We start from the raw sequence: 20,532 nt of genomic DNA on the forward strand, positions 1-20,532 counted from the left end.
AGGCGTGCGTCATGGGGCGCCCGAAATCGGCGGGGCTGCCGCACCCCGCACAGCGGGGGGCTCCATCACGGTTTCCTGAAAATCCGCCATTTCTTGCCCTGTTGCATCGCGGTCCGCATCATAGACGACTGGTTCAGGGCTGAATCGGGCATCGCCGGTCATGGCCTGCCGCAGATCCGCCGCGAACTGCCGCCCGGTCTGATAACGCGCCTCTGGCCGCTTTTGCAACGACAGCGCCACCACCCTGGCCACCGCGGCTGAGAGTTCGGGGCGCAGTTGGCGCACATCGGGCGCCTCCACGCTCGCGATCTTGTGCATCAGCTCGGTCATGGACGCTCCCCGCAGCGGCAGCGTGCCCGTCAACAACTGGAAGAGGGTGATGCCCAGCGAATAAAGGTCGGAGCGCCCATCGACTTTCTTTCCCGCCAGTTGCTCCGGAGACATGAAGCTGGGTGTTCCCAGAACCAGCCCCGTACGGGTCTTGCTCGAATCCGTGATGCGGGCAATACCGAAGTCCGTCACTTTGACCGCCTCTGTCCCGCCGTCAAACATGATGTTGGCGGGCTTGATATCGCGGTGCACCACATTGTGGGCATGGGCATAGTCCAGCGCATCGGCCACCCTGGCTGCAATGGAGAGCACGGTGGGGACCGGCAGCAGCCGGCCCTGGCCACAGACATGGGTCAGGTCCTGACCCTTGAGGAACTCCATGGCGATATAGGCCAAGTCATGCTCCTCACCGGCATCAAAAATGGTGACGATGTTCGGATGCTGCAATCGGCCTGCAGTTTCGGCCTCTCGGAAAAACCGTGCGCGCGCATCGATCAGGGCGTCACCTTCGAACTCCTGCCCCAAGGCCAGAGTCTTGATGGCTACGACGCGGCCGATCTTCGGATCGCGCCCCAGATACACCACTCCCATGGCGCCTTTGCCAATTTCACGATCAATCTGGTAGCGCCCCAACATGGGCACGCCGACACTCGCATCGCCTGGCAGGCGGGGCGCTGCAGCGCCGGCACCCGGCAAAGAGTCTGTGGCGCCCTGCGGAGCTTGCGCGCCACCTTGTGCCTGAGCCTTGGCACGCTTGTAGCGGCTGCGGGCGTCCTTGTAGTGCCGGTCATGGCGCAGGATATGTTCGTAGACCGTCTGCGCCTTGCCGAAGTGGCGCTTGCGCTCGAAATCCTCCGCCAGATGGTAGAGATTGTCCAGAAGCGCGTCGCTGGCAGGTACCTTGCGCAGGCGCTCAAAGGCCATATCCAGTTGTCCCTGACCCTGCAGGGCCAAGCCCATCATGCGGTCCGTCTCGGCGGCTTCTGCGGAACGTCCGGAGGCGTCACTCAGTCGACCACGGTGCAAAAGCACCACCACGGTAGTACCAGCCAATACAGCCAGCACTGGCAGCAACAACGGAACCCACAACCCCCCATAGCGCAAAAGGGTCCATTCGGCGATGACAACGGTGAGCGCGAGCGCCGCACCGCCCCCCATCCCGACGGGGCGCGCCAAACGCGGCGCCAACAGCACCAGATACACCCCCCCCAGCGCCAACACCAGCCAAGCGGCCGGAGTAGCCCAGCCTGGCTCTGTCACGCCCAGCCCGAGGCGAATGGATGACAAGGTTTGCGCCAACACCTCCACCGGATAGGCAGCATGCTCCCCCAGCTGCGCCGCTGGGGCGCCCAGCTTCTCCGTCATTTCGCCCACCAATACGATCTTGCCCTGCAAGCTACCAGCGGCGACGGTTCCATCGAGCACGCTGGCAGCCGACAGAATAGGGAAGGTGCCCGCTCCATCGCCAGCCACTTGCCAGCGGGGACGCAGCACGGCGGCTGCATTGGTGGCAACGTTCAGCCCTCCGAGCCGCAGCCCCGCAGGCGCATCGACCACGCGGATATCACCCAACCCCAGATGCAGGCTGTGTTGCGCCGCCAGCAAAGCCAGAGACGGCACCCCCACGCGGTCGTAGCGAAGAAGCAGTGGAACCTGGCGTACACGCCCATCCAGGTCAGCCTCTGCATACAAGTGCCCCACCCCAGCCGCCACCGCGCCCAACGACGGGATGGGGTGCTGCGCCGACTGCATCGGCGTTCCAGCAGCACCCGGGTCGGGCAGCGTGCTGCGACGCACGTACGATGGCAGGGGCGCAGCAGCCCCGCCAATTTCATAACGCGAAGCCAGGAGCACGTTGCCCGCCCGCTGTATGGAGGCTGCCAGACGCGCATCGCCGTCGAGTACAGCTTCTGCCTCACCCACCACACGGCCGAGCTCGGCCGTCAGTGCGGTTCCCTCAGGCGCAGCGGCAAGGGTTTCGCGGATTTTTCTCAGGTAACCCAAGCCCCTGTCGTTCTGGGGCTGTGTGAGTGGGGGGGTGTAAACAACGGTTTGGGCGCCAGCCGCTGACAGGCGATCAACCAAGCGCGCATGGATGTCACGCGACCAAGGCCACGGCCCCAGAGCAGCCAAGCTGGCATCGTCGATGCCCACAATCACCACGTCGGCCAACGGGGCGGGGGACGAGGTGCGGATGGCTGCGTCGTAGAGCTTGTGTTCGAGCGACAACGATGCGCCCGTGACCGCGCACAGGCCCGCTACGGCCAGTGCCACCAATCCGCCCCAAAAGCCATCGGTACGCCATCCATCCATCCGCCGCGCCGAGGTTTTTCGTCCCACTTGCTGTTATTCCACTCAGTATTGGGTGGGTTTGAAGCAATAACTGCGCCCATGCAATCCAAGGGCCTCAGGACCGTTGAAAAGAGGAGATTTGGAGCGAATGGGCAGCGGGGGTGGCGTTACGTGTCGTTCTTGTCACGCAACCCCAAGACGGGACACGAGCGCCATGCCATTTTTGTCACTCGCTGGCCTCAAAGAGGGGTTGCACCTCCGTGCGAGCCCCCGGGTTGCAACCCTCAGGTCGCGGATGCGCTGTTGGATCCCTTGCGCCAGAACTTGCCCACGCCCACCACCAGCGCGGCGCCCAGTGCGGCCGCTACATAGTGCAACGCTGGGTGCGCCACTGCGTAGTCATGCAAGATGGCATCGCTGGCGATGGTTTCTCCACCCACCCAGCCAATCAGCGCGGCGCCGAGCACCACGATGACAGGGAAACGCTCCATGAGCTTGATCATGAGGGTGCTGCCGAAGATCACCAGCGGGATACTGATGGCCAAGCCTAACACCAGCAGCACCACGTTGCCCTGGGCCGCAGCCGCCACAGCGATCACGTTGTCCAGGCTCATCACCAGGTCGGCGATGAGGATAGTGCGGACGGCGGCCATCAGGCTGCCATAGGTTTTGGACTCGCCCTCGTCCTCCTCGTCGTCGCTGAGCAGCTGAAAGCCGATCCATAGCAGCAGACAACCGCCCACGATCTGCAGGAACGACAGCTCTAGCAGCTTGGCAGCCACAACGGTCAGCAAAATCCGCAAGACCACGGCAGCGCCAGAGCCCCAGAACACGGCTTTCTTTTGCTGATGGGGGGGAAGGGACCGGGCTGCCAGCGCGATGACCACCGCGTTATCGCCCGAAAGAATGATGTTGATCCAGACGATCTTCACCAGGCCGATCCAAAAATCGGCGCTTTGCAGAAACTCCATGACTGACTCCACTGTTATGAATGCAAGAAGCGCCCGGAACCTGGGTTCCGAGCGCTTCTCTTTTTGTAGGAGCCGCCAGTCTAGCGGTCTGTGCCGCGCACCGCGTCCGTAATTGTGCTTACGGACGGGACAGCGACAGCCTGCTTACTTCAGCTGGGCCTTGAGCAACTTGCCCAGTTCCGAAGGGTTGCGGGTGATGATGAAGCCCGACTCTTCCATGATGGCCAGCTTGGCATCGGCCGTATCGGCGCCGCCAGAGATCAGCGCGCCAGCGTGGCCCATGCGCTTGCCGGGAGGGGCGGTCACGCCAGCGATGAAGCCCACGATAGGCTTCTTCATGTTGGCCTTGCACCACTGGGCGGCTTCGGCTTCGTCCGGACCGCCGATTTCGCCAATCATGATCACGGCGTCGGTGTCTGGATCGTCGTTGAAAGCCTTCATCACGTCGATGTGCTTGAGGCCGTTGATGGGGTCGCCACCAATGCCCACGGCGCTCGATTGACCCAGACCGACTTCGGTCAGCATGGCCACGGCTTCGTACGTCAGCGTGCCCGAGCGGGACACCACGCCGATACGGCCCTTGCGGTGGATGTGGCCGGGCATGATGCCGATCTTGATTTCGTCAGGCGTGATCAGGCCAGGGCAGTTGGGGCCCAGCAGCAGCGTCTTCTTGCCGCCAGCGGCTTCCTTGGCCTTCATCTTGTTGCGCACCATCAGCATGTCCTTGACGGGAATGCCTTCGGTGATGCAGATGGCCATGTCCAGGTCGGCTTCGACAGCTTCCCAGATCGCGTCAGCGGCGCCTGCGGGCGGCACATAGATCACCGACACGGTGGCACCGGTCTGCTGGGCGGCTTCCTTGACGGAGGCGTAGATCGGGATGTTGAAGATCGACTCGCCCGCCTTCTTGGGGTTCACGCCCGCCACGAAGCAGTTCTTGCCATTCGCGTATTCCTGGCACTTTTCGGTGTGGAACTGGCCAGTCTTGCCCGTGATGCCCTGGGTGATGACCTTGGTGTCTTTGTTGATGTAGATCGACATGTGTGTTCTCCGGGCTTACTTGACGGCAGCAACGATCTTGGTCGCAGCTTCGGCCATGGTGTCTGCGGCAATGATGGGCAGGCCAGACTCGGCCAGCATCTTCTTGCCGAGCTCTTCGTTCGTGCCCTTCATGCGCACGACCAGCGGCACGTTCAGGTTCACGGCCTTGCAAGCTGTGATCACGCCGGTGGCGATGGTGTCGCACTTCATGATGCCGCCGAAGATGTTGACCAGAATGCCTTCGACCTTGGGGTTCTTCAGCATGATCTTGAAGGCTTCAGTCACCTTCTCGGGGGTGGCACCGCCGCCCACGTCCAGGAAGTTGGCCGGCTCGCCGCCGAACAGCTTGATGGTGTCCATGGTGGCCATGGCCAGGCCGGCGCCGTTCACCAGGCAGCCGATGTTGCCATCGAGGCTGATGTAGGCCAGGTCGAACTTGGAGGCTTCCACTTCGGCCGGATCTTCTTCGTCCAGATCACGGAAGGCCACGATTTCGGGGTGGCGGAACAGCGCGTTGGCGTCAAAGTTGAACTTCGCGTCCAGGGCCATCAGGTTGCCCTTGGAGTCGCAGTTCAGGGGGTTGATTTCCACCAGCGACGCGTCGGTGTCCATGTAGCACTTGTAGATCTTGGCGAAGATGTCTACTGCTTGGTCGATGGAAGCGCCGGTCAGGCCGATGGCTGCTGCCACCTTGCGGCTCTGCGCTTCAGTGATGCCGGTCAGCGGGTCGATCATCTCGGTGATGATCTTCTCGGGCGTGGAGTGGGCCACTTCCTCGATGTCCATACCGCCTTCGCTCGAAGCGATCAGGGCGACCTTCTGCGTGGCGCGGTCAGTGACCAGCGACACATACAGTTCGTTCTTGATGTCGGCGCCGTCTTCGATGTACAGGCGGCGGACCTTCTGGCCCTCAGCGCCAGTCTGGTGCGTGACCAGCTGCATGCCTAGGATTTCGCTGGCGCGTGCTTTCACGTCGTCAATGGTCTTGGCAACCTTCACGCCGCCGCCCTTGCCACGGCCACCGGCGTGGATCTGGGCCTTGACCACCCAAACGGGGCCGCCGAGCTTCTGGGCTGCTTCCACGGCTTCTTGCACCGTGAATGCGGGAATGCCACGCGGAACGGGCACACCAAAATTGCGCAAGATTTCCTTGCCTTGGTATTCGTGAATCTTCATGAGGTCTCTCTCAGGGAAGGGTGGTAGTTACCCGTTTACCATGAACAGATGTCTGGCCGCGGGCTTGGGACATGGCAACCCGCGACTGTATCATGCTGCAACGCACCATCCTTGTGCCTGACTTACACCCTGGGCTGGCCTGATAGCCTTCCCATCCCCCCTTTTCTATCCGGCAGACGCTGCCACCTTTTTGCAGGAGCACCTCCATGTCCAAAGTCTTTATTGATGGCGAAGCCGGTACCACAGGCCTGCAGATCCGCGAGCGCCTGCAGGCCATGCCGCAGATCGAGCTGGTCAGCATTGCGCCTGAGCTGCGCAAAGACCCGGCCGCCAAGCGCGACCTGATCGCGGGGGTGGATCTGGTGGTGCTGTGCCTGCACGACGACGCTGCGCGCGACACCGTGGCGATGGTGGACGAGATCGAGCGCAGCTCGGGCCGCAAGGTCAAGGTGATCGATGCCAGCACGGCGCACCGCACGGCCGATGGTTGGGTGTACGGGTTTCCGGAACTCGCACCAGCGCAGACACAAGCGGTGCGCGACGCCACCCGCGTCTCCAATCCCGGCTGCTACGCCACTGGAGCGATTGCCATGCTGCGCCCGCTGGTCGATGCGGGCCTGATTCCTGCGGACTACCCATTGAGCCTGCCCTCGGTCTCGGGCTACTCCGGCGGCGGCCGCACCATGATCGAAGCCTACGAGGCAGGCACTGCAGCGCCGTATGAAGCCTATGCCCTGGGCCTGACGCACAAGCACATCCCCGAAATCTTGCGCTACACCGGGCTCACACGCCGCCCGGTGTTCATCCCTGCGGTGGGCAACTTCCGCCAGGGCATGCTGGTGCAGATGCCGCTGCACCTGGACCTGTTGCCCGGAGCCCCCAAGGCCAGCGACCTGCACGACGTGCTGGCCAGCCACTACAGCCGCACCAACACGCCAGAACAATGGGTCAGCGTGCCGCCCCCCACCGACGATTTGAAGCTGGCCGCCGACACGCTGACCGACACCAACAAGCTGGAGCTGCGCGTGTTTGCCAACGAGCAGTACCGGCAGGCCGTGGTCATCGCGCGCCTGGACAACCTGGGCAAGGGCGCCAGTGGCGCTGCAGTGCAGAACCTGCGATTGATGCTGGGCGTGTAAACACCTCAGAGCGCGTCAGGAAGCGGGGCCGATGCCCCGCTTGTTGGCGTTGCGGTCAGCCCTCGTCAGACGCATCGACGCCCAGCACAGCGCGCCGCGCCACATCGCCTGAGAACCCCCGCACCAGCAAAAACCGCATCTGCTTGGCGCGGGTTTGCGGATCTGCGGCGGGTTCGCCAAACTTGCGGCGCCACACCGCGCGGGCACGCTCCAGTTCGCTGCCCTGCAGCTGGGCCACCGCCTGCTGCACGGCCTCTGCGCCCAGCCCCTTGGACTGCAGCTCCTGCCGGATGCGCGATGCACCCAGACGCCCAGCGCGCCGGTGCAACACCGACTCCACCACGCGCGCCTCGCTGATGAAGTCCCGGGCCTGCAGGTCGTCCAGCACAGCCTCCAGGTCTTCGCCCTCCTGCACATGGGGCGCGAGCTTGCGCTGCAGCTCGGCGCGCGAATGCTCCCGCTGGCTCAGCAGCCGCAGCGCACGGCCCTTGAGCGAGAGCGCAGTGAATCCCATGATTGACTAAATGCTATATTTTCAATAGCTACAGACGCATATGATATGAGCGCCTGCGGGCTATTTAGCTTCAAAAACCGGAAATCACTCGTCTGCAGCCGCTACTGGGGCCTGCAGTGCGCCAGGCAGCAGCGCAATGCCCAGGCCTTCGCGCACCTTGTTCTCGATCTCGCGGGCCAGGTCGGGGTTTTCGCGCAAAAACTCACGCGCGTTGTCGCGGCCCTGGCCGATCTTTTCGCCGTTGTAGGCGTACCAGGCACCGCTCTTTTCCACGATCTTGGCCGTCACGCCCATGTCGATGATCTCGCCCTCGCGGCTGATGCCTTCACCGAACAGGATGTCGAACTCGGCCGTCTTGAAGGGCGGGCTCACCTTGTTCTTGACCACCTTGACCTTGGTCTCGTTGCCGATGGCTTCGTCGCCCTTCTTGATCGTGCCGGTGCGACGGATGTCGAGGCGCACCGAGGCATAGAACTTGAGCGCATTGCCGCCGGTCGTCGTTTCGGGCGAGCCGAACATCACGCCGATCTTCATGCGGATCTGGTTGATGAAGATGACCATGCAGTTGGTCTTCTTGATCGTGGCGGTGAGCTTGCGCAGCGCCTGACTCATCAGGCGGGCTTGCAGGCCGGGCAGGGCGTCGCCCATCTCGCCTTCGATTTCGGCCTTGGGCGTGAGCGCAGCTACCGAGTCCACCACGATCAGGTCCACGGCGCCGGAGCGCACCAGGCTGTCCACGATTTCCAGCGCCTGCTCGCCGGTGTCAGGCTGGCTGATCAGCAGGTCGGACAGCTGCACACCCAGCTTCTGGGCGTACTGCACATCCAGGGCGTGCTCTGCGTCGACAAACGCGCAGGTGCCGCCCTGTTTTTGCATCTCGGCAATCACCTGCAGCGTGAGCGTGGTCTTGCCCGACGATTCCGGGCCATAGATTTCGACCACACGGCCACGGGGCAGGCCACCCACACCCAACGCAATGTCCAGGCCCAGCGAGCCGGTGGAGACGACCTGGATGTCCTCGATCACCTCGCCTTCACCCAGGCGCATGATCGTGCCCTTGCCGAATTGCTTCTCGATCTGGGCGAGCGCGGCGGCCAGGGCCTTGGCCTTTTCCGTGTTCACGGGCAATGCGGGGTTGGTGCCTTTGACTGCGACGTCCATGAGAAACTCCTTGAAAAACAACAGGTTGGATGCTTGCATCGCTCTGCGATTAATCACAGGCTGGATGCTTGAACAGTAGTTTATGCGAGCAATGAAATCCAGATAAAGCGATTTTTAGTCAGTTTGCCTGACAATATCGCATGGCCGATTTTTCTCCAGCCGCCCCCCTTGCCACGCCCGCCCCAGTGCCTGACGACCGCTGGCGCCAGACCCACCTGGGCCGCCTGATGGGCAGCGCCCTGCGCCGCTTCGACGCGCGGGTGCTGCAGCTCATGGCGCGCAATGTGGAGGTGCCGCTGGCGCTGTCCAACCTGGCGGCACGCGACCAGGTGACGGCTGCGCACGTGCACATCACCCGGCACCTGGCCTTGCAGGGCGACCGGTTGACCGATCTGGCCCAGCGCGCGGGCATGACCAAGCAGGCCATGGCCAACCTGGTGGACCAGTGCGAGGCATGGGGGCTGGTCACGCGCGAGGCCGACCCGCTGGATGCGCGGGCGCGCCGCGTGTGCTTCACGCCCACCGGCCTGGCGTGGCTGCAAGCGTTCCGGGATGCCGTGGCGCAGGCCGAGGCGGAGTTCCGCGCCGAGGTGGGCCATGACGTGGCCACCGTGGTGGCCATTGGGCTGGAGGCCTATGCGGGCGGCGATACGGGTGCCTGAGCCCCCATCGGCTCGGCGCAAGCCAGCAGCCATTCCCTGAAGCACTGCAGCGCGTGCAGCTGCGTGCGGCCTTCGGGGTAGCAGAACCAGTAGCCCACATCACTCCGGTAACCGCCGCGCAGGTCGGCATCGGGCAGGGGCTCGCGCACCAGGCCTGCCGTGATTTCATCCTGCACCAGGCAGCGCGGCACCAGCGCCAGGCCCATGCCCGCCATCACGGCGCGGATCATGGTCTGGAACTGGTCGAACTGCGGCCCGGCCAGCGGGTCGATGAGGCCCTCCACCCCGTGCGTCTCGCTCCAGCGCAACCACGCCTCGGGCACGGTCACGTGGCGCAGCAGCGTGTAGCGGGCCACATCGCGCGGGGTGTGGATGGCCCAGTCGGCCACCTTGGTGCGGGGGGCGATCAGCGCCACCTCGTTGCCCGTGATGTGGTGGGCGTGCGCGCCGGGCCAGTGGCCGTCGCCGAACAGGATGGCGCAGTCCAGCTCGGGGCGGGTGAAGTCGTAGCTGTGCACATAAGGCACAAAGTGCAGCGTGATTTGCGGGTGCTGCTGCTGGAACTGCGGCAGGCGTGGGATGAGCCATTTGGCCGCAAACGTGGGCAGGCTGGACAGGTGCAGCGCCCCCCCACCGTCATCGCTGGTGATCAGCTCCAGCGTGGCGGCCTCCAACTGCGCCAGCACGCCACGCACCGCCTTTTCGTAGCGCTCGCCGGCGGGGGTGAGCGCCAGGCGCTTGCGGCTGCGTTCGAACAGCGGCACGCCCACCCAGGTCTCCAGTTCCTTGACCTGTTTGCTGACCGCGCTTTGGGTGAGGTGCAGGGCCTCGGCCGCGCGGGACACCCCGCCGAACCGCGTCACCGTGGAAAACGCCCGCAGCAGGTGAACGGGTGGCGAGAGGCGGCGAAGAGATGACATAGTAAGTAATCAAATCATTCCAAATTGGAATGTTATCAGGCATATCCATTGCTTGGTAGAGCGCACTGAATCCTTTAACCTCGATGCAACCCATAGGAGAAACGCCCATGCAACGCCGTCACCTGCTCTCAGCACTGGCCGCCGTATCTTTCGCTCCCGGAATGTCTTTGGCGCAAGAGGGCAAGCCCCTGCGCATCATCGTTCCGTTCCCGCCCGGGGGCGCCACGGACATCACGGCCCGCAGTCTGCAAGAGTCGCTGGCGCGCATCCTCAAGCAGCCCGTGGTGCTGGAAAACCGGGGCGGCGCAGGCGGCTCCATCGGCATGGCCGAAGTCGCCCGCGCGCCGGCAGACGGCCTCACCCTGGGCGTGGCCACGCTGTCCACCCATGGCGTGAACCCCGCCGTGTACACCAAGCTGCCCTACCACCCGACCAAGGACTTCATCGGCGTGACCGAGATCGTCAAGGCCCCGGGCGTCATCGTGATCAACCCGGCCGTGGTGCCCGTCAAGGACTTTGCGGAGCTGGTGAAGTACCTCAAGGCCAACCCCGGCAAGGTGTCTTACGCCACCCCCGGCAACGGCACCATCGGCCACATGTGGGGAGAGCTGTTCAAGAGCAGCACCGGCACCTCCATGGTGCACATCCCCTACCGTGGTGCAGGCCCGGCCATCAACGACGTGCTGGCGGGCCAGGTGGCGGTGTACTTTGACCAGGTGGCTTCGTCGCTCCCGCACGTCAAATCGGGCAAGCTCAAGGCGCTGGCGGTGTCGTGGCCCGAGCGGCTGGATGTGTTGCCCGATGTGCCCACCTACGCCGAACTGGGCTACAAGCAGGCCAACGAGCCTTCATGGTTTGGCCTGGTGGCCCCTGCGGGCACGCCCCCGGCGGCGGCAGAGCGCATCCAGCAAGCCGTCGCCCAGGCCCTGAAGGAGCCCGCCGTGCGCGAGCGCCTGGCGGGACAGGGCCTCTACCCCTCGGGCACCACACCCAAGGAATTCACGGCCCAGATCGCCAGCGAGATCGACAAAATGAAGCGCGTGGCGGCCTACGCCAAGGTGGTGCTCGACTGACCTGATTTCCCCGGGCCCTGAGCCCGGGGACGGCCACAGCTGGGATGGTGAGACGACGCAGGCAAGCCTACTTCCCGGGCCTGCTCAAGGTCTCAGGGATAACCATAGTCACATCCCGGTCTGGGCGGCTAGGCCAGCCGCCCTCCTTTGCGCACACTCTGCCTATGCATGCAGCCTTGAAACTGATCCACCACCGCTTCCAGCAGGCCCAGCCCGGCGTCACCGGCTCGCCGGGACTTGCCACACAACCCTCCAGCACCGCCACCGTCACTGCGGTGCCCGGCAGCACACCACTGGTCCTCGACTCCCCCCACAGCGGCACCCGGTACCCCGACGACTTTGGTTCCGCCCTAGACCTGGCCACGCTGCGCCGGGCCGAAGACACCCACGTCGAAAAGATCTACGACTTTGCCCCCGCGCTCGGCGTGGCCTGGGTCGAGGCCCACTTCCCCCGCATCTACCTGGACGCCAACCGCGATACGACCGAGCTGGACACCAGCCTGCTGGACGGCGACTGGCCCGACCCCGTCTCCACCGATCCCAAGGTGCTCAGCAAGGTGCGCCTGGGCAAGGGGCTGATCTGGAAGTTCACCGACCAGGGCGAACCCATCTACCAGCGCCAGCTCACTGTGGCCGAGGTGCGTGCGCGCATCGACCGCTGCTGGCGCCCGTACCACGCCGCCGTGGCCCAGGCCATCGATGCCGCCCATGCGCGCCACGGCTACAGCATCCACCTCAACTGCCACTCCATGCCCGCCGTGGCCGGGCGCTTTGCCACCGAGTTTCCGGGGCTGGAGCATGCCGACTTTGTGGTGGGCGACCGCGATGGCACCACCGCCAGCCCGGCGCTGTCGGCACTGATCTGCGAGCACCTGCGCGCATGCGGCTATAGCGTCGAATACAACCACCCCTACAAGGGCGTGGAGCTGGTGCGCCGCTACGGCAACCCCGCGCAGCACCGCCACAGCATCCAGGTCGAGATCAACCGCAAGCTCTACATGGACGAGCAGACGCTCGCCCAGATGCCTGAGGGCATGGCGCGGCTGCAGGCGGACCTCAAGACCCTGGTGCAGAGGCTGCTGGCACACGATCAGCGCTGAGCACCCGACGCAGGCCCGGCGGGCTCAGGCCACCAGCGTGGAGACCCCTTCGTAGAGCAGGCCCATGCTGTCCGCCGTGGCGATATTGCTGTGGGCCAGGCCCGCGCGCGAACCATCGAGTGCGACCACCGACAGCGCCTGAAAGCCCGCGTCCTGCCCGTTGTGCAGCAACCAGCCCGTGCCGTGCACCGCATGCACCAGCCAACCCAGGCCATAGCGGCCTGCGGGGGCATGCCCCAGGTCCTGCAGGCCCTTCACATAGCTGCGGGGCAAGGGGGTGGCGTCGCCGCGCAATGCCTGCAGGTGCCACTGCAGCCACCGCGCGTCCTCCTCCACCGTCAGGCTCACGGCGCCTGCCGGGTCCAGGACCTCCAGCCACACACGTTCCGGCGCCTCGGCCAGGGGCAGGGGCTGCAGCCGCCCGTCCAGGATTTCATGCCCGGCGGGCTGCTGGCTACCGGCACGCATCGGTTCTCCCACAAAGAGCGAAAGGCCCAGGGGCTGGGCCACGCGCTGGCGCAGCAGATCCGCCCACCCCAGGCCCGTGGCCGCGCGCAGCATGCGGGCCGCCAGCGCATAGCCTGCGTTGGAGTAGGCAAAGCCCGGGTCTGCGCCCGTGCCGCGAACGGGCGGCTGGCGCAGCAGCCACTGCAGGAAGAACGCCTCCGCCTCCGCAGGTTGCTGCCAGCGCGCCAGCACCTCAGGGCCCACTGCATTCACGAACAGGTCCACGTCTTCGATGGCTGAAAAACCCATCACCCCGGCGCGATGGTCCAGCAGGTCGCGCAGCGTGATCTGCTGGTAGGCGGGCAGGGCGCTCTGCGCCAGCTCGGGCAAGGTCTGGGCCAGCGTGCTGTCCCAGCGCAGCAGGCCCTGGTCCACCACACTCGCGGCCGCGCAGGCCGTCATGGCCTTGGTGTTGGAGCCGATGGCCATCAGGTCGCCGGAGGCCAGGGGCGCATTGCCACCCAGGCGGCGCAGCCCCGCGACGGCTGTGCGGACCTGGCGCGGGTCCGCCCACCCGGCTGCGGCTCCCACCACGCCCTGCTTCACCAGCCCTTGGGCCAGAGTCTGCACCCGCTTGTGGGCTTCGCGGGGACCGTCGTCGTCGCCACCGCCGCAGGCGGTGAGCACACTGCCCAGCGTGGACAGGCCTGCAGCGGCCAGCCAGTGGCGGCGCGAGAGAATAGGGGCGCTGCGCGCCGTGGAAGGGGTAACAAGGTGGGTAGGGTTCATGGCATCTCGTGAAGTGAAGAAGATGCCGGGATTGTTGAAACGCGAACCTTGGGCGAACCCAAAGATCTGCGCTGGGCGTGGAGCTGCCGGGTGCGGATTGTCAGCCCGCCACCGGCCAGCGCAGCGTGAAGCCCACGCCCCGCCCATGAAGCCCCGGCCCCAGGCGGACCTGCCCGCCCAGGTGGCCGATGGCCTGCTGTGCAATGGTGAGTCCCAGGCCCGATCCGCTGCTGCGCGCGCGCGGCGAGCGCCAGAAGCGCTCGAACACCCGGTCTTGCTCGCCGGCCGCTATGCCCGGGCCGTCGTCGGCAATCCAGACCACCACGTCGCCGCCCTCCTGCCACACCCGCAACTGCACCTCGCGCCCCGCACCGGGGCCGCAGCCGTGCTTGAGCGCGTTGTCCAGCACATTGCCCAGGGCGGACCAGAGCAGCTGGCGGTCCAACGGCAGCTCCAGGGTGTCCGGGCCGTCCAGCGACAGCTCCACGCCCAGGCCCTCGGCCCAGCCCGCGCGCTCTGCCAGGCAGTCCTGCAGCAGCGCCATCAGGTCCTGGGGCGCGGCGGAGTCCAGCGCGGGGGCTTCTTCCAGGGCTGCCAGCATGAGCAGCTGTTCGCTCAGATGCGCGGCGCGCTGCACGGCGCGCGTCAGCGCCTCGCTGGCCTGCGCGCGTGCGGGGCCTTCGGGGGCTTGCGCCAGCACATGGGCCTGGGTGGCGATGACGGCCATGGGCGTGCGCAGTTCGTGGGCCGCGTCGTGCACCAGGGCCTTTTCGCGCGCCAGGTGGGCCCGCAGGCGGGCCAGCAGCTGGTCGAACGACTGGGCCAGGCCGTGCAGCTCGCGCTGGGGCGGAAGGTGCTGCAGCGGCCGCAGGTCGTTGGCCGAGCGCGCGGCGATCTGGGCATCCAGCCGCGCCAGCGGGCGCAGCCCGGTGCGCACGGCCAGCCACAGCGGCAGGCCCACCAGCGGCAGCGCCAGCAGCACCGAGGCCGCCAGGTCTTCGCCCATGAAGCCCAGCAGCCGCGCATCGGCCAGGCGGGGCTCGGCCACCACCACGCGCCAGGGGCCCGTGCTTTCCCAGGCCACCCAATGGGGGGTGCCGGCCACGTCCATCGCGGCATGGCCCGCATCGCCTGCCAGCACCACCGCGCGCACACCGGCCGTGCTGCTATGCAGAAGCTGGCCTGTGCGGTCCTGCAGCTGCAGCAGCACCGAGGTGCCCTGCAGCAGGTCCACATCGGCGCGCATGGCGTTGAGGGTGTGGGCCATGCCGTGCACCAGCGCGCGGGCCTCGGCGGGTTGCTCCAGCGTGGCCAGAGCCCCTGCCAGCCCCTGCGCGAGCTGGCGCACGCCGGGGTTGGTGTCCATGGCGCGGTAGTGGGTGATGGCCGCCTGGCCCAGCAGCACCAGCCACACCAGCGCCATGGCCGCGAGCAGTGCCAGCAGGGTGCGGCGCATGAGGCTCGGGCCCCACCAGCCGCGTGGGGGCGCGGGGGTTTCGGTCGGTGGTGTCATGGCTGCAGCCGGTAGCCCACGCCACGCACCGTGACCACGCGCTCGGCGCCAATCTTCTTGCGCAGGTTGGAGACATGCACCTCCAGTGTGGCGGCGTCCAGCGCGTCGCCCAGGGGTTCGAGCCGCTGGGCAAGGACGTTCTTGGCCACCACCTTGCCGGGTTCGCGCGCTAGCTCCACCAGCAGCCGGAACTCGCGCGGTGACAGCGCCAGGGGCTCGTCGCCCACCCAGGCCTCGTGCCGCCGGGGCGCCAGGCGCAGCGCGCCCAGCGTCCACTCCTCGCTGGCCTGGCGCGCACTGCGCCGCAACACGGCGTGCAGGCGCGACAGCAGCTCGGGCACATCGAAGGGCTTGAGCACGTAGTCGTCGGCACCGCCGTCCAGGCCGTCAAGCCGGTCCTGCAAGGCGGTGCGGGCCGTGATCACGATCACCGGCAGGCTGAGGCCCGCGCGGCGCCAGCGACGCAGCAACGCCATGCCCTGACCGTCGGGCAGGGTCAGGTCCAGCAGCACGGCGGCGACCTCGTTGGCGTCGGGCAGGGGCGGCGTGGCGGCCACGCTGCGCAGCCATTGCACAGTGAATCCGCCCTGCTGCAGGGCTTGCAGCAGGGCCTGGCCCAGGTCCAGGTCGTCTTCGATGAGCAGGATGTGCATGGCCGCCATTTTCCGTGCCCCCAGCTTGCAGCCAGCCAAAGGCGCCGGACAGGGAGCGGGCGCCTAAAATCCTCGCACAGGCAGACAATGACGACACAGGCCCGCCCACGGGCCGCACCACCCAAGGAGACAGTCCGCATGCGCATCCTCATTGCCGAAGACGACCAGGTGCTGGCCGATGGCCTGCTGCGCACGCTGCGTGCCTCGGGCGCCGTGGTGGACCATGTCGCCAGCGGCAGCGAGGCCGACGCGGCGCTCATGACCAACAACGAGTTCGACCTGCTCATCCTGGACCTGGGCCTGCCCAAGATGCATGGGCTGGAGGTACTGAAAAAGCTGCGCGGCCGGGGCTCCGCCCTGCCGGTGCTCATCCTCACCGCCGCAGACAGCGTGGAAGAGCGCGTGAAGGGCCTGGACTTTGGCGCCGACGACTACATGGCCAAGCCCTTCAGCCTGCAAGAGCTCGAAGCCCGCGTGCGTGCCCTCACGCGCCGGGGCATGGGCGGCACCAGCAGCGCCATCAAGCACGGCCCGCTGGTGTACGACCAGGCCGGCCGCGTGGCCACCATCGACGGCAAGATGATCGAGCTGTCCGCCCGCGAGCTGGGCCTGCTGGAGGTGCTGCTGCAGCGCGCCGGCCGCCTGGTGAGCAAGGAGCAGCTGGTGGAGCGCCTGTGCGAGTGGGGCGAGGAGGTGAGCAACAACGCCATCGAGGTCTACATCCACCGCCTGCGCAAGAAGATCGAAGGCGGGCCCATCCGCATCGCCACCGTGCGCGGCCTGGGCTACTGCCTTGAGAAGATCCCCAATTAACTATCAAAACGATAGCAGCTTGTGCATATGAATCTAGCGCTATCGGGTGTTTTGGCATCAAAAATGCCACGGCGGCCGCTGTGAAGATCTTCCAGCGCGAGCAGCGCTCCCTGTTCGGCGAAATCCTGGACTGGATGCTCACGCCGCTGCTGCTGCTGTGGCCTGTGAGCCTGGCGCTGACCTGGCTGGTGGCGCAGGGCCTGGCCAACAAGCCGTTTGACCGGGCGCTGGAGTACAACGCCCACGCCCTCGCCCAACTGGTGAGCGTGGTGGGCGACAAGGCGCAGTTCAACCTGCCCCAGCCCGCCAGCGAGATCCTGCGCGCCGACGACTCCGACATCGTGTACTACCAGGTCATCGGCCCGGGCGGCGAGTTCCTCTCGGGCGAGCGCGAACTGCCCGAGCCCCCGAGCGACGAGGTGCCCCTGTCGGGCGAGGTGCGGCTGCGCGATGCCGAGATGCGCGGCATCGACATCCGCGTGGCCTACATCTGGGTGCGCCTGCCGCTGAAAGACACGCCGGTGGCGCTGGTCCAGGTCGCCGAGACGCGCGAAAAACGCAGCGTGCTGGCCACCGAAATCATCAAGGGCGTGATGCTGCCGCAGTTCGTCATCCTGCCGCTGGCCGTGCTGCTGGTCTGGCTGGCGCTGGCGCGCGGCATCCAGCCGCTCAACCAGCTGGAGCAGCGCATCCGCGCGCGCAACCCCGACGACCTCTCGCCGCTGGACGACCGCACCGTACCGCTCGAAGTGGCGCCGCTGGTGTCGTCCGTCAACGACCTGCTCACGCGGCTGAACGATTCGCTGGCCACGCAAAAGCGCTTTCTGGCCGATGCAGCCCACCAGCTCAAGACCCCGCTGGCGGGCCTGCGCATGCAAGCCGACCTGGCCCAGCGCGAAGGCACCAGCACCGAAGAGCTCAAGCGCTCGCTGCAGCAGATCGGGCGCTCCAGCATCCGCGCCACACACACCGTCAACCAGCTGCTGGCGCTGGCGCGGGCCGAGGGCAGCGGCGTGGGCATTGCCCGCCAGCCCTGCGACCTGGCGCGCCTGGTGATCGAGGTGGTGCGCGACTCGGTGCCCCGTGCGCTCGACAAGCACATCGACCTGGGCTACGACGGCGCCGAGCCTGGATCGCCGGGCGTGCTGATCGACGGCAACCCCACGCTGCTCAAGGAGCTGGTGCGCAACCTGGTGGACAACGCCATCAACTACACCCCCTCCACGCCCGACAAGCCCGGCGTGGTCACCGCCCGCGTGCTGGCCGACACCTTCGGCCATGTGCTGCTGCTGCAGGTCGAGGACTCCGGCCCCGGCGTGCCCGAGGCCGAGCGCGAGCTGGTGTTCCAGCCGTTCTACCGCGCCCTGGGCAGCGAGGCCGACGGCTCCGGCCTGGGCCTGCCCATCGTGCTGGAGATCGCCAGCAAGCACGATGCCGAGGTCACGCTCGAAGACGCACGCCCTGGCCAGACCCCGCCCGGCGCGCGCTTCAGCGTGCGTTTTGCGGCGCGGGACGTGGTGGCAGGCAGCTGACCCTGTGGCAGAAGACAAGGCCGGCACGCCGCAGGGTTGATGCGCCGGCAACCCGCCACAGCACCGGGCATCCGGCATCATGCAGCCTCGTCGCTTGGCCCGATCTTTTTGCACGTACGCAGCCCCCAATGACCTCACCGCCCCGCCGCTTTGCCAACACGCACCCTGACGTGGTGATCGGCAACTTCCCCTGGTACGAAATGGTCTGGCGCTCGCTGCGCGGCGATTTCAAGCCGCGCAGCGAACCGGCGGGTGGCTACGAGGCCTTTGCCCGGCAATGGACGCAGCCCGTGGACCCTGCGCGCCTGGCGCAGCGCCAGCAGGCACCCGTGATCACCTGGCTGGGCCATGTCTCCATGCTGCTGCAGGTGGCGGGCCTGAACGTGCTGATGGACCCCACGCTGTGCGATTTTGCGGGCCCCCTGGGCCGCTTCGGTGCCCCGCGCCGTGTGCCTGCGCCCCTGACGCCCGAGGACCTGCCGCCCATCGATGTGGTGCTGATCTCGCACAACCACTACGACCACCTTTGCTACGGCACCTTGCGCCGCCTGCGCGACGCGGGCCAGTCGCCCCGCTTTGTGGTGCCGCTGGGGCTGGCCGACTGGTTCACACAGCGGGGCATGGGCCCCGTCACCGCGTTGAACTGGTGGGAGCACGCGGACATCGCCCCCGGCGTGCGCGTGGTGTTCACGCCGTCGCAGCATTGGAGCCGCCGCACCCCGTGGGATACGAATGCCTCGCTGTGGGGTGGGTACCTGCTGGAATGGTCGCGCCCGCAGGCGGCTGTGCCCTGGCGTTTTCTGTTCCCGGGCGACACGGGCTACAGCGACGACTTCAAGGCCATCCGCCAGCGCCTGGGGCCGGTGGACTTTCTCGCATTGCCCATCGGCGCCTATCTGCCCCGCGACTTCATGAAGCCCATGCACGTGAACCCCGAGGACGCCGTGCAGCTCATGCTGGACGTGGAAGCCAGGCAGGCCATGGGTGTGCACTGGGGCACGTTCATGCTGACGCAGGAGGCCTTCGACCACCCGCCGCGCGACCTGGCCGCCGCGCTCGCGCAGCGTGGCCTGCCGCTGGACCGCGTCTGGCTCATGCGGCAGGGCGAGACGCGCGCCATACCGCTGCCATAGCGCTGCACCGGGGTTGGCGCAGCAACCGTGCTCACGCCACGCGCTGCACCGACATCAGGGCCATGTACAAAAAGCCCCGGGCCGTGGGCACGCGGTACACACCCTGGGCGCCCAACACCTGGGCGGCCACACCCGACAGCTCCCAGCCATCGGTGGCGTCGCCCTTCCACAGCGGCACCGTGAGGTGCAGGAAGCCCCTGGCTTCGCCAAACTCCCGCACAGCGGCAATGCGCGACACCACCGGGGCCTCGTTATGGAAATTGGCCCAGGCCCACAGCCAGGTGCCGCTGGCTTCCGACACCGAGCCGATGAACTCGATGCTGGCCACCACGCGGGGCACGCCACCGTCAGAGAAGGTCAAGGTGCCCGCCGCCTGGTCGTAGTCCCAGCGCTCAAAGCGCGAGATGCCGTAGTCCGACTCCAGCGCGCGCTGTTTCTCCCGCAGCGCGTGGTGGCCGTCCGTCACCGCATCGATCCAGGCCGCCTCGTCCTCGCCGTCCAGGGCATCCACGCTGCGCGCCATGGAGTCCTCGTAACAGTGGTGGCACAGGATCTGAAGATCCAGGCAGTCAGCGTTGTGTTCGTTCCACTCGCCGCCTCGTTTCATCAGCTCGGCGTTGCAGCTGGCACACCAGGCGTCCGGGTAGGGGGTGTCTGGCGACGGCGCATCGCAAAACCAGCGCTGCACCGGGTGGCGGCACAGGTGCCCGCAGACGTAGGTGGGTGCGGCTTCGCCATGTTCACCGCACTGGATGGATGTCGGCTCTTCGTTCATGGGGCGGTGTCTACCTTAGCCACAAGTGCGCAGCGTCTTGCCGGCCATCGCGGTGCGCAGCACATCCAGCTGCGCCCGCAGCGCGTCGTTCACTGAGGGCAGGCGCAGCGTGAAGCCGGGGGATTCAGCGCGCTCCTGGATCACGCGGGCGGTGCGCACGCCTTTGTTGCCGAGATTGGCCAGCTCACGCTCGGCCGCCTCCTTGGAGGCAAAGCGGCCCAGCGACAGGCCCAGTTCGAGCGTGCCCCCCGCGCGGTCGTGCTCCACCTTGCGGGCGCGCAGCTCGGCGCGTTTGCGGTCCAGCGTTTCCATGTCGTCAAACCGGCCCATGTAGACCATCCAGCGGCCCGGCACGGGCGTGGGCTCCAGCGCCCAACTGCCTGGGGGCAAACCGGCGGCAGCCGTGCGCAGCGCTTCGGCCTGGCGGTCGTCAAACACGCCGGCCTGCAGGCACTCGGCGGAGTCCGCTGGGGCCGGGGCAGCCGGTGTGGAGGCGGG

At 66.7% G+C, this 20,532-nt stretch carries 19 protein-coding genes; 7 read left to right on the forward strand and 12 right to left on the reverse strand.

Features of this window, described 5'->3' with window-relative positions:
* Positions 1-9: 9 nt before the first annotated feature.
* The 4 genes from AC07X4_RS17310 to sucC form a co-directional block, all read right to left on the reverse strand.
* Complete coding sequence (locus tag AC07X4_RS17310; protein ID WP_494740768.1) at positions 10-2,643, reverse strand: CHASE2 domain-containing serine/threonine-protein kinase; 2,634 nt, start codon at positions 2,641-2,643, stop codon at positions 10-12.
* A gap of 263 nt (positions 2,644-2,906) precedes the next feature.
* Entirely contained in the window at positions 2,907-3,593 is a 687-nt protein-coding gene (locus tag AC07X4_RS17315) for a TerC family protein (protein WP_056056608.1), read from the reverse strand.
* 144 nt (positions 3,594-3,737) lie between these two features.
* Positions 3,738-4,634, reverse strand: a complete 897-nt coding sequence (sucD, locus tag AC07X4_RS17320; protein ID WP_056056609.1) for a succinate--CoA ligase subunit alpha — start codon at positions 4,632-4,634, stop codon at positions 3,738-3,740.
* 15 nt (positions 4,635-4,649) lie between these two features.
* Complete coding sequence (gene sucC / locus AC07X4_RS17325) at positions 4,650-5,810, reverse strand: ADP-forming succinate--CoA ligase subunit beta (RefSeq protein WP_121508197.1); 1,161 nt, start codon at positions 5,808-5,810, stop codon at positions 4,650-4,652.
* A gap of 206 nt (positions 5,811-6,016) precedes the next feature.
* Between sucC and argC the strand changes: the two genes are divergently transcribed.
* Complete coding sequence (gene argC / locus AC07X4_RS17330) at positions 6,017-6,949, forward strand: N-acetyl-gamma-glutamyl-phosphate reductase (RefSeq protein WP_444825494.1); 933 nt, start codon at positions 6,017-6,019, stop codon at positions 6,947-6,949.
* Between the two features lie 55 nt (positions 6,950-7,004).
* On the opposite strand, the gene recX is transcribed toward argC, so the two are convergent.
* Both recX and recA read right to left on the reverse strand, forming a co-directional pair.
* Positions 7,005-7,463 (reverse strand): recombination regulator RecX, encoded by a 459-nt coding sequence (gene recX, locus AC07X4_RS17335; RefSeq protein WP_494740769.1) that lies wholly within the window; start codon positions 7,461-7,463, stop codon positions 7,005-7,007.
* A gap of 84 nt (positions 7,464-7,547) precedes the next feature.
* Positions 7,548-8,624: a recombinase RecA gene (gene recA, locus AC07X4_RS17340; protein WP_444825496.1), complete on the reverse strand. Its 1,077-nt coding sequence runs from the start codon at positions 8,622-8,624 to the stop codon at positions 7,548-7,550.
* A 140-nt stretch (positions 8,625-8,764) separates the two neighbouring features.
* On the opposite strand from recA, the gene AC07X4_RS17345 reads away from it, so the two are divergent.
* Positions 8,765-9,286 carry a MarR family winged helix-turn-helix transcriptional regulator gene (locus tag AC07X4_RS17345; protein WP_494740770.1) on the forward strand — a complete coding sequence of 174 codons (522 nt, stop codon included), beginning with the start codon at positions 8,765-8,767 and terminating at the stop codon, positions 9,284-9,286.
* Here the strand turns inward: AC07X4_RS17345 and AC07X4_RS17350 are convergent.
* Entirely contained in the window at positions 9,259-10,206 is a 948-nt protein-coding gene (locus AC07X4_RS17350) for a LysR substrate-binding domain-containing protein (protein ID WP_444825497.1), read from the reverse strand. The genes AC07X4_RS17345 and AC07X4_RS17350 overlap by 28 nt on opposite strands.
* 107 nt (positions 10,207-10,313) lie before the next feature.
* Here AC07X4_RS17350 and AC07X4_RS17355 point away from each other — a divergent pair, with 107 nt between their 5' ends.
* Both AC07X4_RS17355 and AC07X4_RS17360 read left to right on the forward strand, forming a co-directional pair.
* Positions 10,314-11,279: a tripartite tricarboxylate transporter substrate binding protein BugE gene (locus tag AC07X4_RS17355; protein ID WP_056057580.1), complete on the forward strand. Its 966-nt coding sequence runs from the start codon at positions 10,314-10,316 to the stop codon at positions 11,277-11,279.
* 164 nt (positions 11,280-11,443) lie between these two features.
* Positions 11,444-12,379: an N-formylglutamate amidohydrolase gene (locus AC07X4_RS17360; protein ID WP_494740771.1), complete on the forward strand. Its 936-nt coding sequence runs from the start codon at positions 11,444-11,446 to the stop codon at positions 12,377-12,379.
* Between the two features lie 24 nt (positions 12,380-12,403).
* On the opposite strand, the gene AC07X4_RS17365 is transcribed toward AC07X4_RS17360, so the two are convergent.
* The 3 genes from AC07X4_RS17365 to AC07X4_RS17375 all read right to left on the reverse strand — a co-directional run bounded on the left by AC07X4_RS17365 (position 12,404) and on the right by AC07X4_RS17375 (position 15,781).
* A complete protein-coding gene (locus AC07X4_RS17365; protein WP_494740772.1) occupies positions 12,404-13,615 on the reverse strand; it encodes a serine hydrolase domain-containing protein in 1,212 nt (403 codons plus the stop codon).
* 100 nt (positions 13,616-13,715) lie between these two features.
* The gene (locus tag AC07X4_RS17370) at positions 13,716-15,128 is read right to left on the reverse strand and encodes a sensor histidine kinase (RefSeq protein WP_494740773.1); all 1,413 of its coding nucleotides are present in this window, start codon (positions 15,126-15,128) and stop codon (positions 13,716-13,718) included.
* The gene (locus tag AC07X4_RS17375) at positions 15,125-15,781 is read right to left on the reverse strand and encodes a response regulator (RefSeq protein ID WP_110960945.1); all 657 of its coding nucleotides are present in this window, start codon (positions 15,779-15,781) and stop codon (positions 15,125-15,127) included. Before AC07X4_RS17375 ends, AC07X4_RS17370 begins: the two co-directional genes overlap by 4 nt.
* A gap of 138 nt (positions 15,782-15,919) precedes the next feature.
* Here AC07X4_RS17375 and AC07X4_RS17380 point away from each other — a divergent pair, with 138 nt between their 5' ends.
* The 3 genes from AC07X4_RS17380 to AC07X4_RS17390 all read left to right on the forward strand — a co-directional run bounded on the left by AC07X4_RS17380 (position 15,920) and on the right by AC07X4_RS17390 (position 19,259).
* Positions 15,920-16,594 carry a response regulator gene (locus AC07X4_RS17380; protein WP_056056624.1) on the forward strand — a complete coding sequence of 225 codons (675 nt, stop codon included), beginning with the start codon at positions 15,920-15,922 and terminating at the stop codon, positions 16,592-16,594.
* Between the two features lie 80 nt (positions 16,595-16,674).
* On the forward strand, positions 16,675-18,126 hold the full coding sequence (locus tag AC07X4_RS17385; RefSeq protein ID WP_015016304.1) for a sensor histidine kinase: 1,452 nt from the start codon (positions 16,675-16,677) through the stop codon (positions 18,124-18,126).
* A 128-nt stretch (positions 18,127-18,254) separates the two neighbouring features.
* Positions 18,255-19,259 carry an MBL fold metallo-hydrolase gene (locus tag AC07X4_RS17390; protein WP_494740774.1) on the forward strand — a complete coding sequence of 335 codons (1,005 nt, stop codon included), beginning with the start codon at positions 18,255-18,257 and terminating at the stop codon, positions 19,257-19,259.
* Between the two features lie 31 nt (positions 19,260-19,290).
* Here the strand turns inward: AC07X4_RS17390 and AC07X4_RS17395 are convergent, their stop codons facing one another.
* Together AC07X4_RS17395 and AC07X4_RS17400 are read right to left on the reverse strand one after the other, a co-directional pair.
* The gene (locus tag AC07X4_RS17395) at positions 19,291-20,034 is read right to left on the reverse strand and encodes a DUF6882 domain-containing protein (RefSeq protein WP_494740775.1); all 744 of its coding nucleotides are present in this window, start codon (positions 20,032-20,034) and stop codon (positions 19,291-19,293) included.
* A 15-nt stretch (positions 20,035-20,049) separates the two neighbouring features.
* Positions 20,050-20,532, reverse strand: a 483-nt coding sequence (locus AC07X4_RS17400) for an SPOR domain-containing protein (protein WP_494740776.1), incomplete at its 5' end; no start/stop codon positions are given.

The organism is Acidovorax sp. GW460-11-11-14-LB4 (genome assembly GCF_059423685.1).

Excerpts from the sequence above, each read along its gene's own strand:
- argC (WP_444825494.1), top strand. The coding sequence starts at position 6,017 with ATGTCCAAAGTCTTTATTGATGGCGAAGCCGGTACCACAGGCCTGCAG.
- AC07X4_RS17395 (WP_494740775.1), bottom strand. The coding sequence starts at position 20,034 with ATGAACGAAGAGCCGACATCCATCCAGTGCGGTGAACATGGCGAAGCC.
- AC07X4_RS17355 (WP_056057580.1), top strand. The coding sequence starts at position 10,314 with ATGCAACGCCGTCACCTGCTCTCAGCACTGGCCGCCGTATCTTTCGCT.
- AC07X4_RS17370 (WP_494740773.1), bottom strand. The coding sequence starts at position 15,128 with ATGACACCACCGACCGAAACCCCCGCGCCCCCACGCGGCTGGTGGGGC.
- sucC (WP_121508197.1), bottom strand. The coding sequence starts at position 5,810 with ATGAAGATTCACGAATACCAAGGCAAGGAAATCTTGCGCAATTTTGGT.
- recX (WP_494740769.1), bottom strand. The coding sequence starts at position 7,463 with ATGGGATTCACTGCGCTCTCGCTCAAGGGCCGTGCGCTGCGGCTGCTG.
- AC07X4_RS17375 (WP_110960945.1), bottom strand. The coding sequence starts at position 15,781 with ATGCACATCCTGCTCATCGAAGACGACCTGGACCTGGGCCAGGCCCTG.
- AC07X4_RS17360 (WP_494740771.1), top strand. The coding sequence starts at position 11,444 with ATGCATGCAGCCTTGAAACTGATCCACCACCGCTTCCAGCAGGCCCAG.
- AC07X4_RS17345 (WP_494740770.1), top strand. The coding sequence starts at position 8,765 with ATGGCCGATTTTTCTCCAGCCGCCCCCCTTGCCACGCCCGCCCCAGTG.
- AC07X4_RS17380 (WP_056056624.1), top strand. The coding sequence starts at position 15,920 with ATGCGCATCCTCATTGCCGAAGACGACCAGGTGCTGGCCGATGGCCTG.
- AC07X4_RS17365 (WP_494740772.1), bottom strand. The coding sequence starts at position 13,615 with ATGAACCCTACCCACCTTGTTACCCCTTCCACGGCGCGCAGCGCCCCT.
- sucD (WP_056056609.1), bottom strand. The coding sequence starts at position 4,634 with ATGTCGATCTACATCAACAAAGACACCAAGGTCATCACCCAGGGCATC.
- recA (WP_444825496.1), bottom strand. The coding sequence starts at position 8,624 with ATGGACGTCGCAGTCAAAGGCACCAACCCCGCATTGCCCGTGAACACG.
- AC07X4_RS17390 (WP_494740774.1), top strand. The coding sequence starts at position 18,255 with ATGACCTCACCGCCCCGCCGCTTTGCCAACACGCACCCTGACGTGGTG.
- AC07X4_RS17315 (WP_056056608.1), bottom strand. The coding sequence starts at position 3,593 with ATGGAGTTTCTGCAAAGCGCCGATTTTTGGATCGGCCTGGTGAAGATC.
- AC07X4_RS17310 (WP_494740768.1), bottom strand. The coding sequence starts at position 2,643 with ATGGATGGATGGCGTACCGATGGCTTTTGGGGCGGATTGGTGGCACTG.
- AC07X4_RS17350 (WP_444825497.1), bottom strand. The coding sequence starts at position 10,206 with ATGTCATCTCTTCGCCGCCTCTCGCCACCCGTTCACCTGCTGCGGGCG.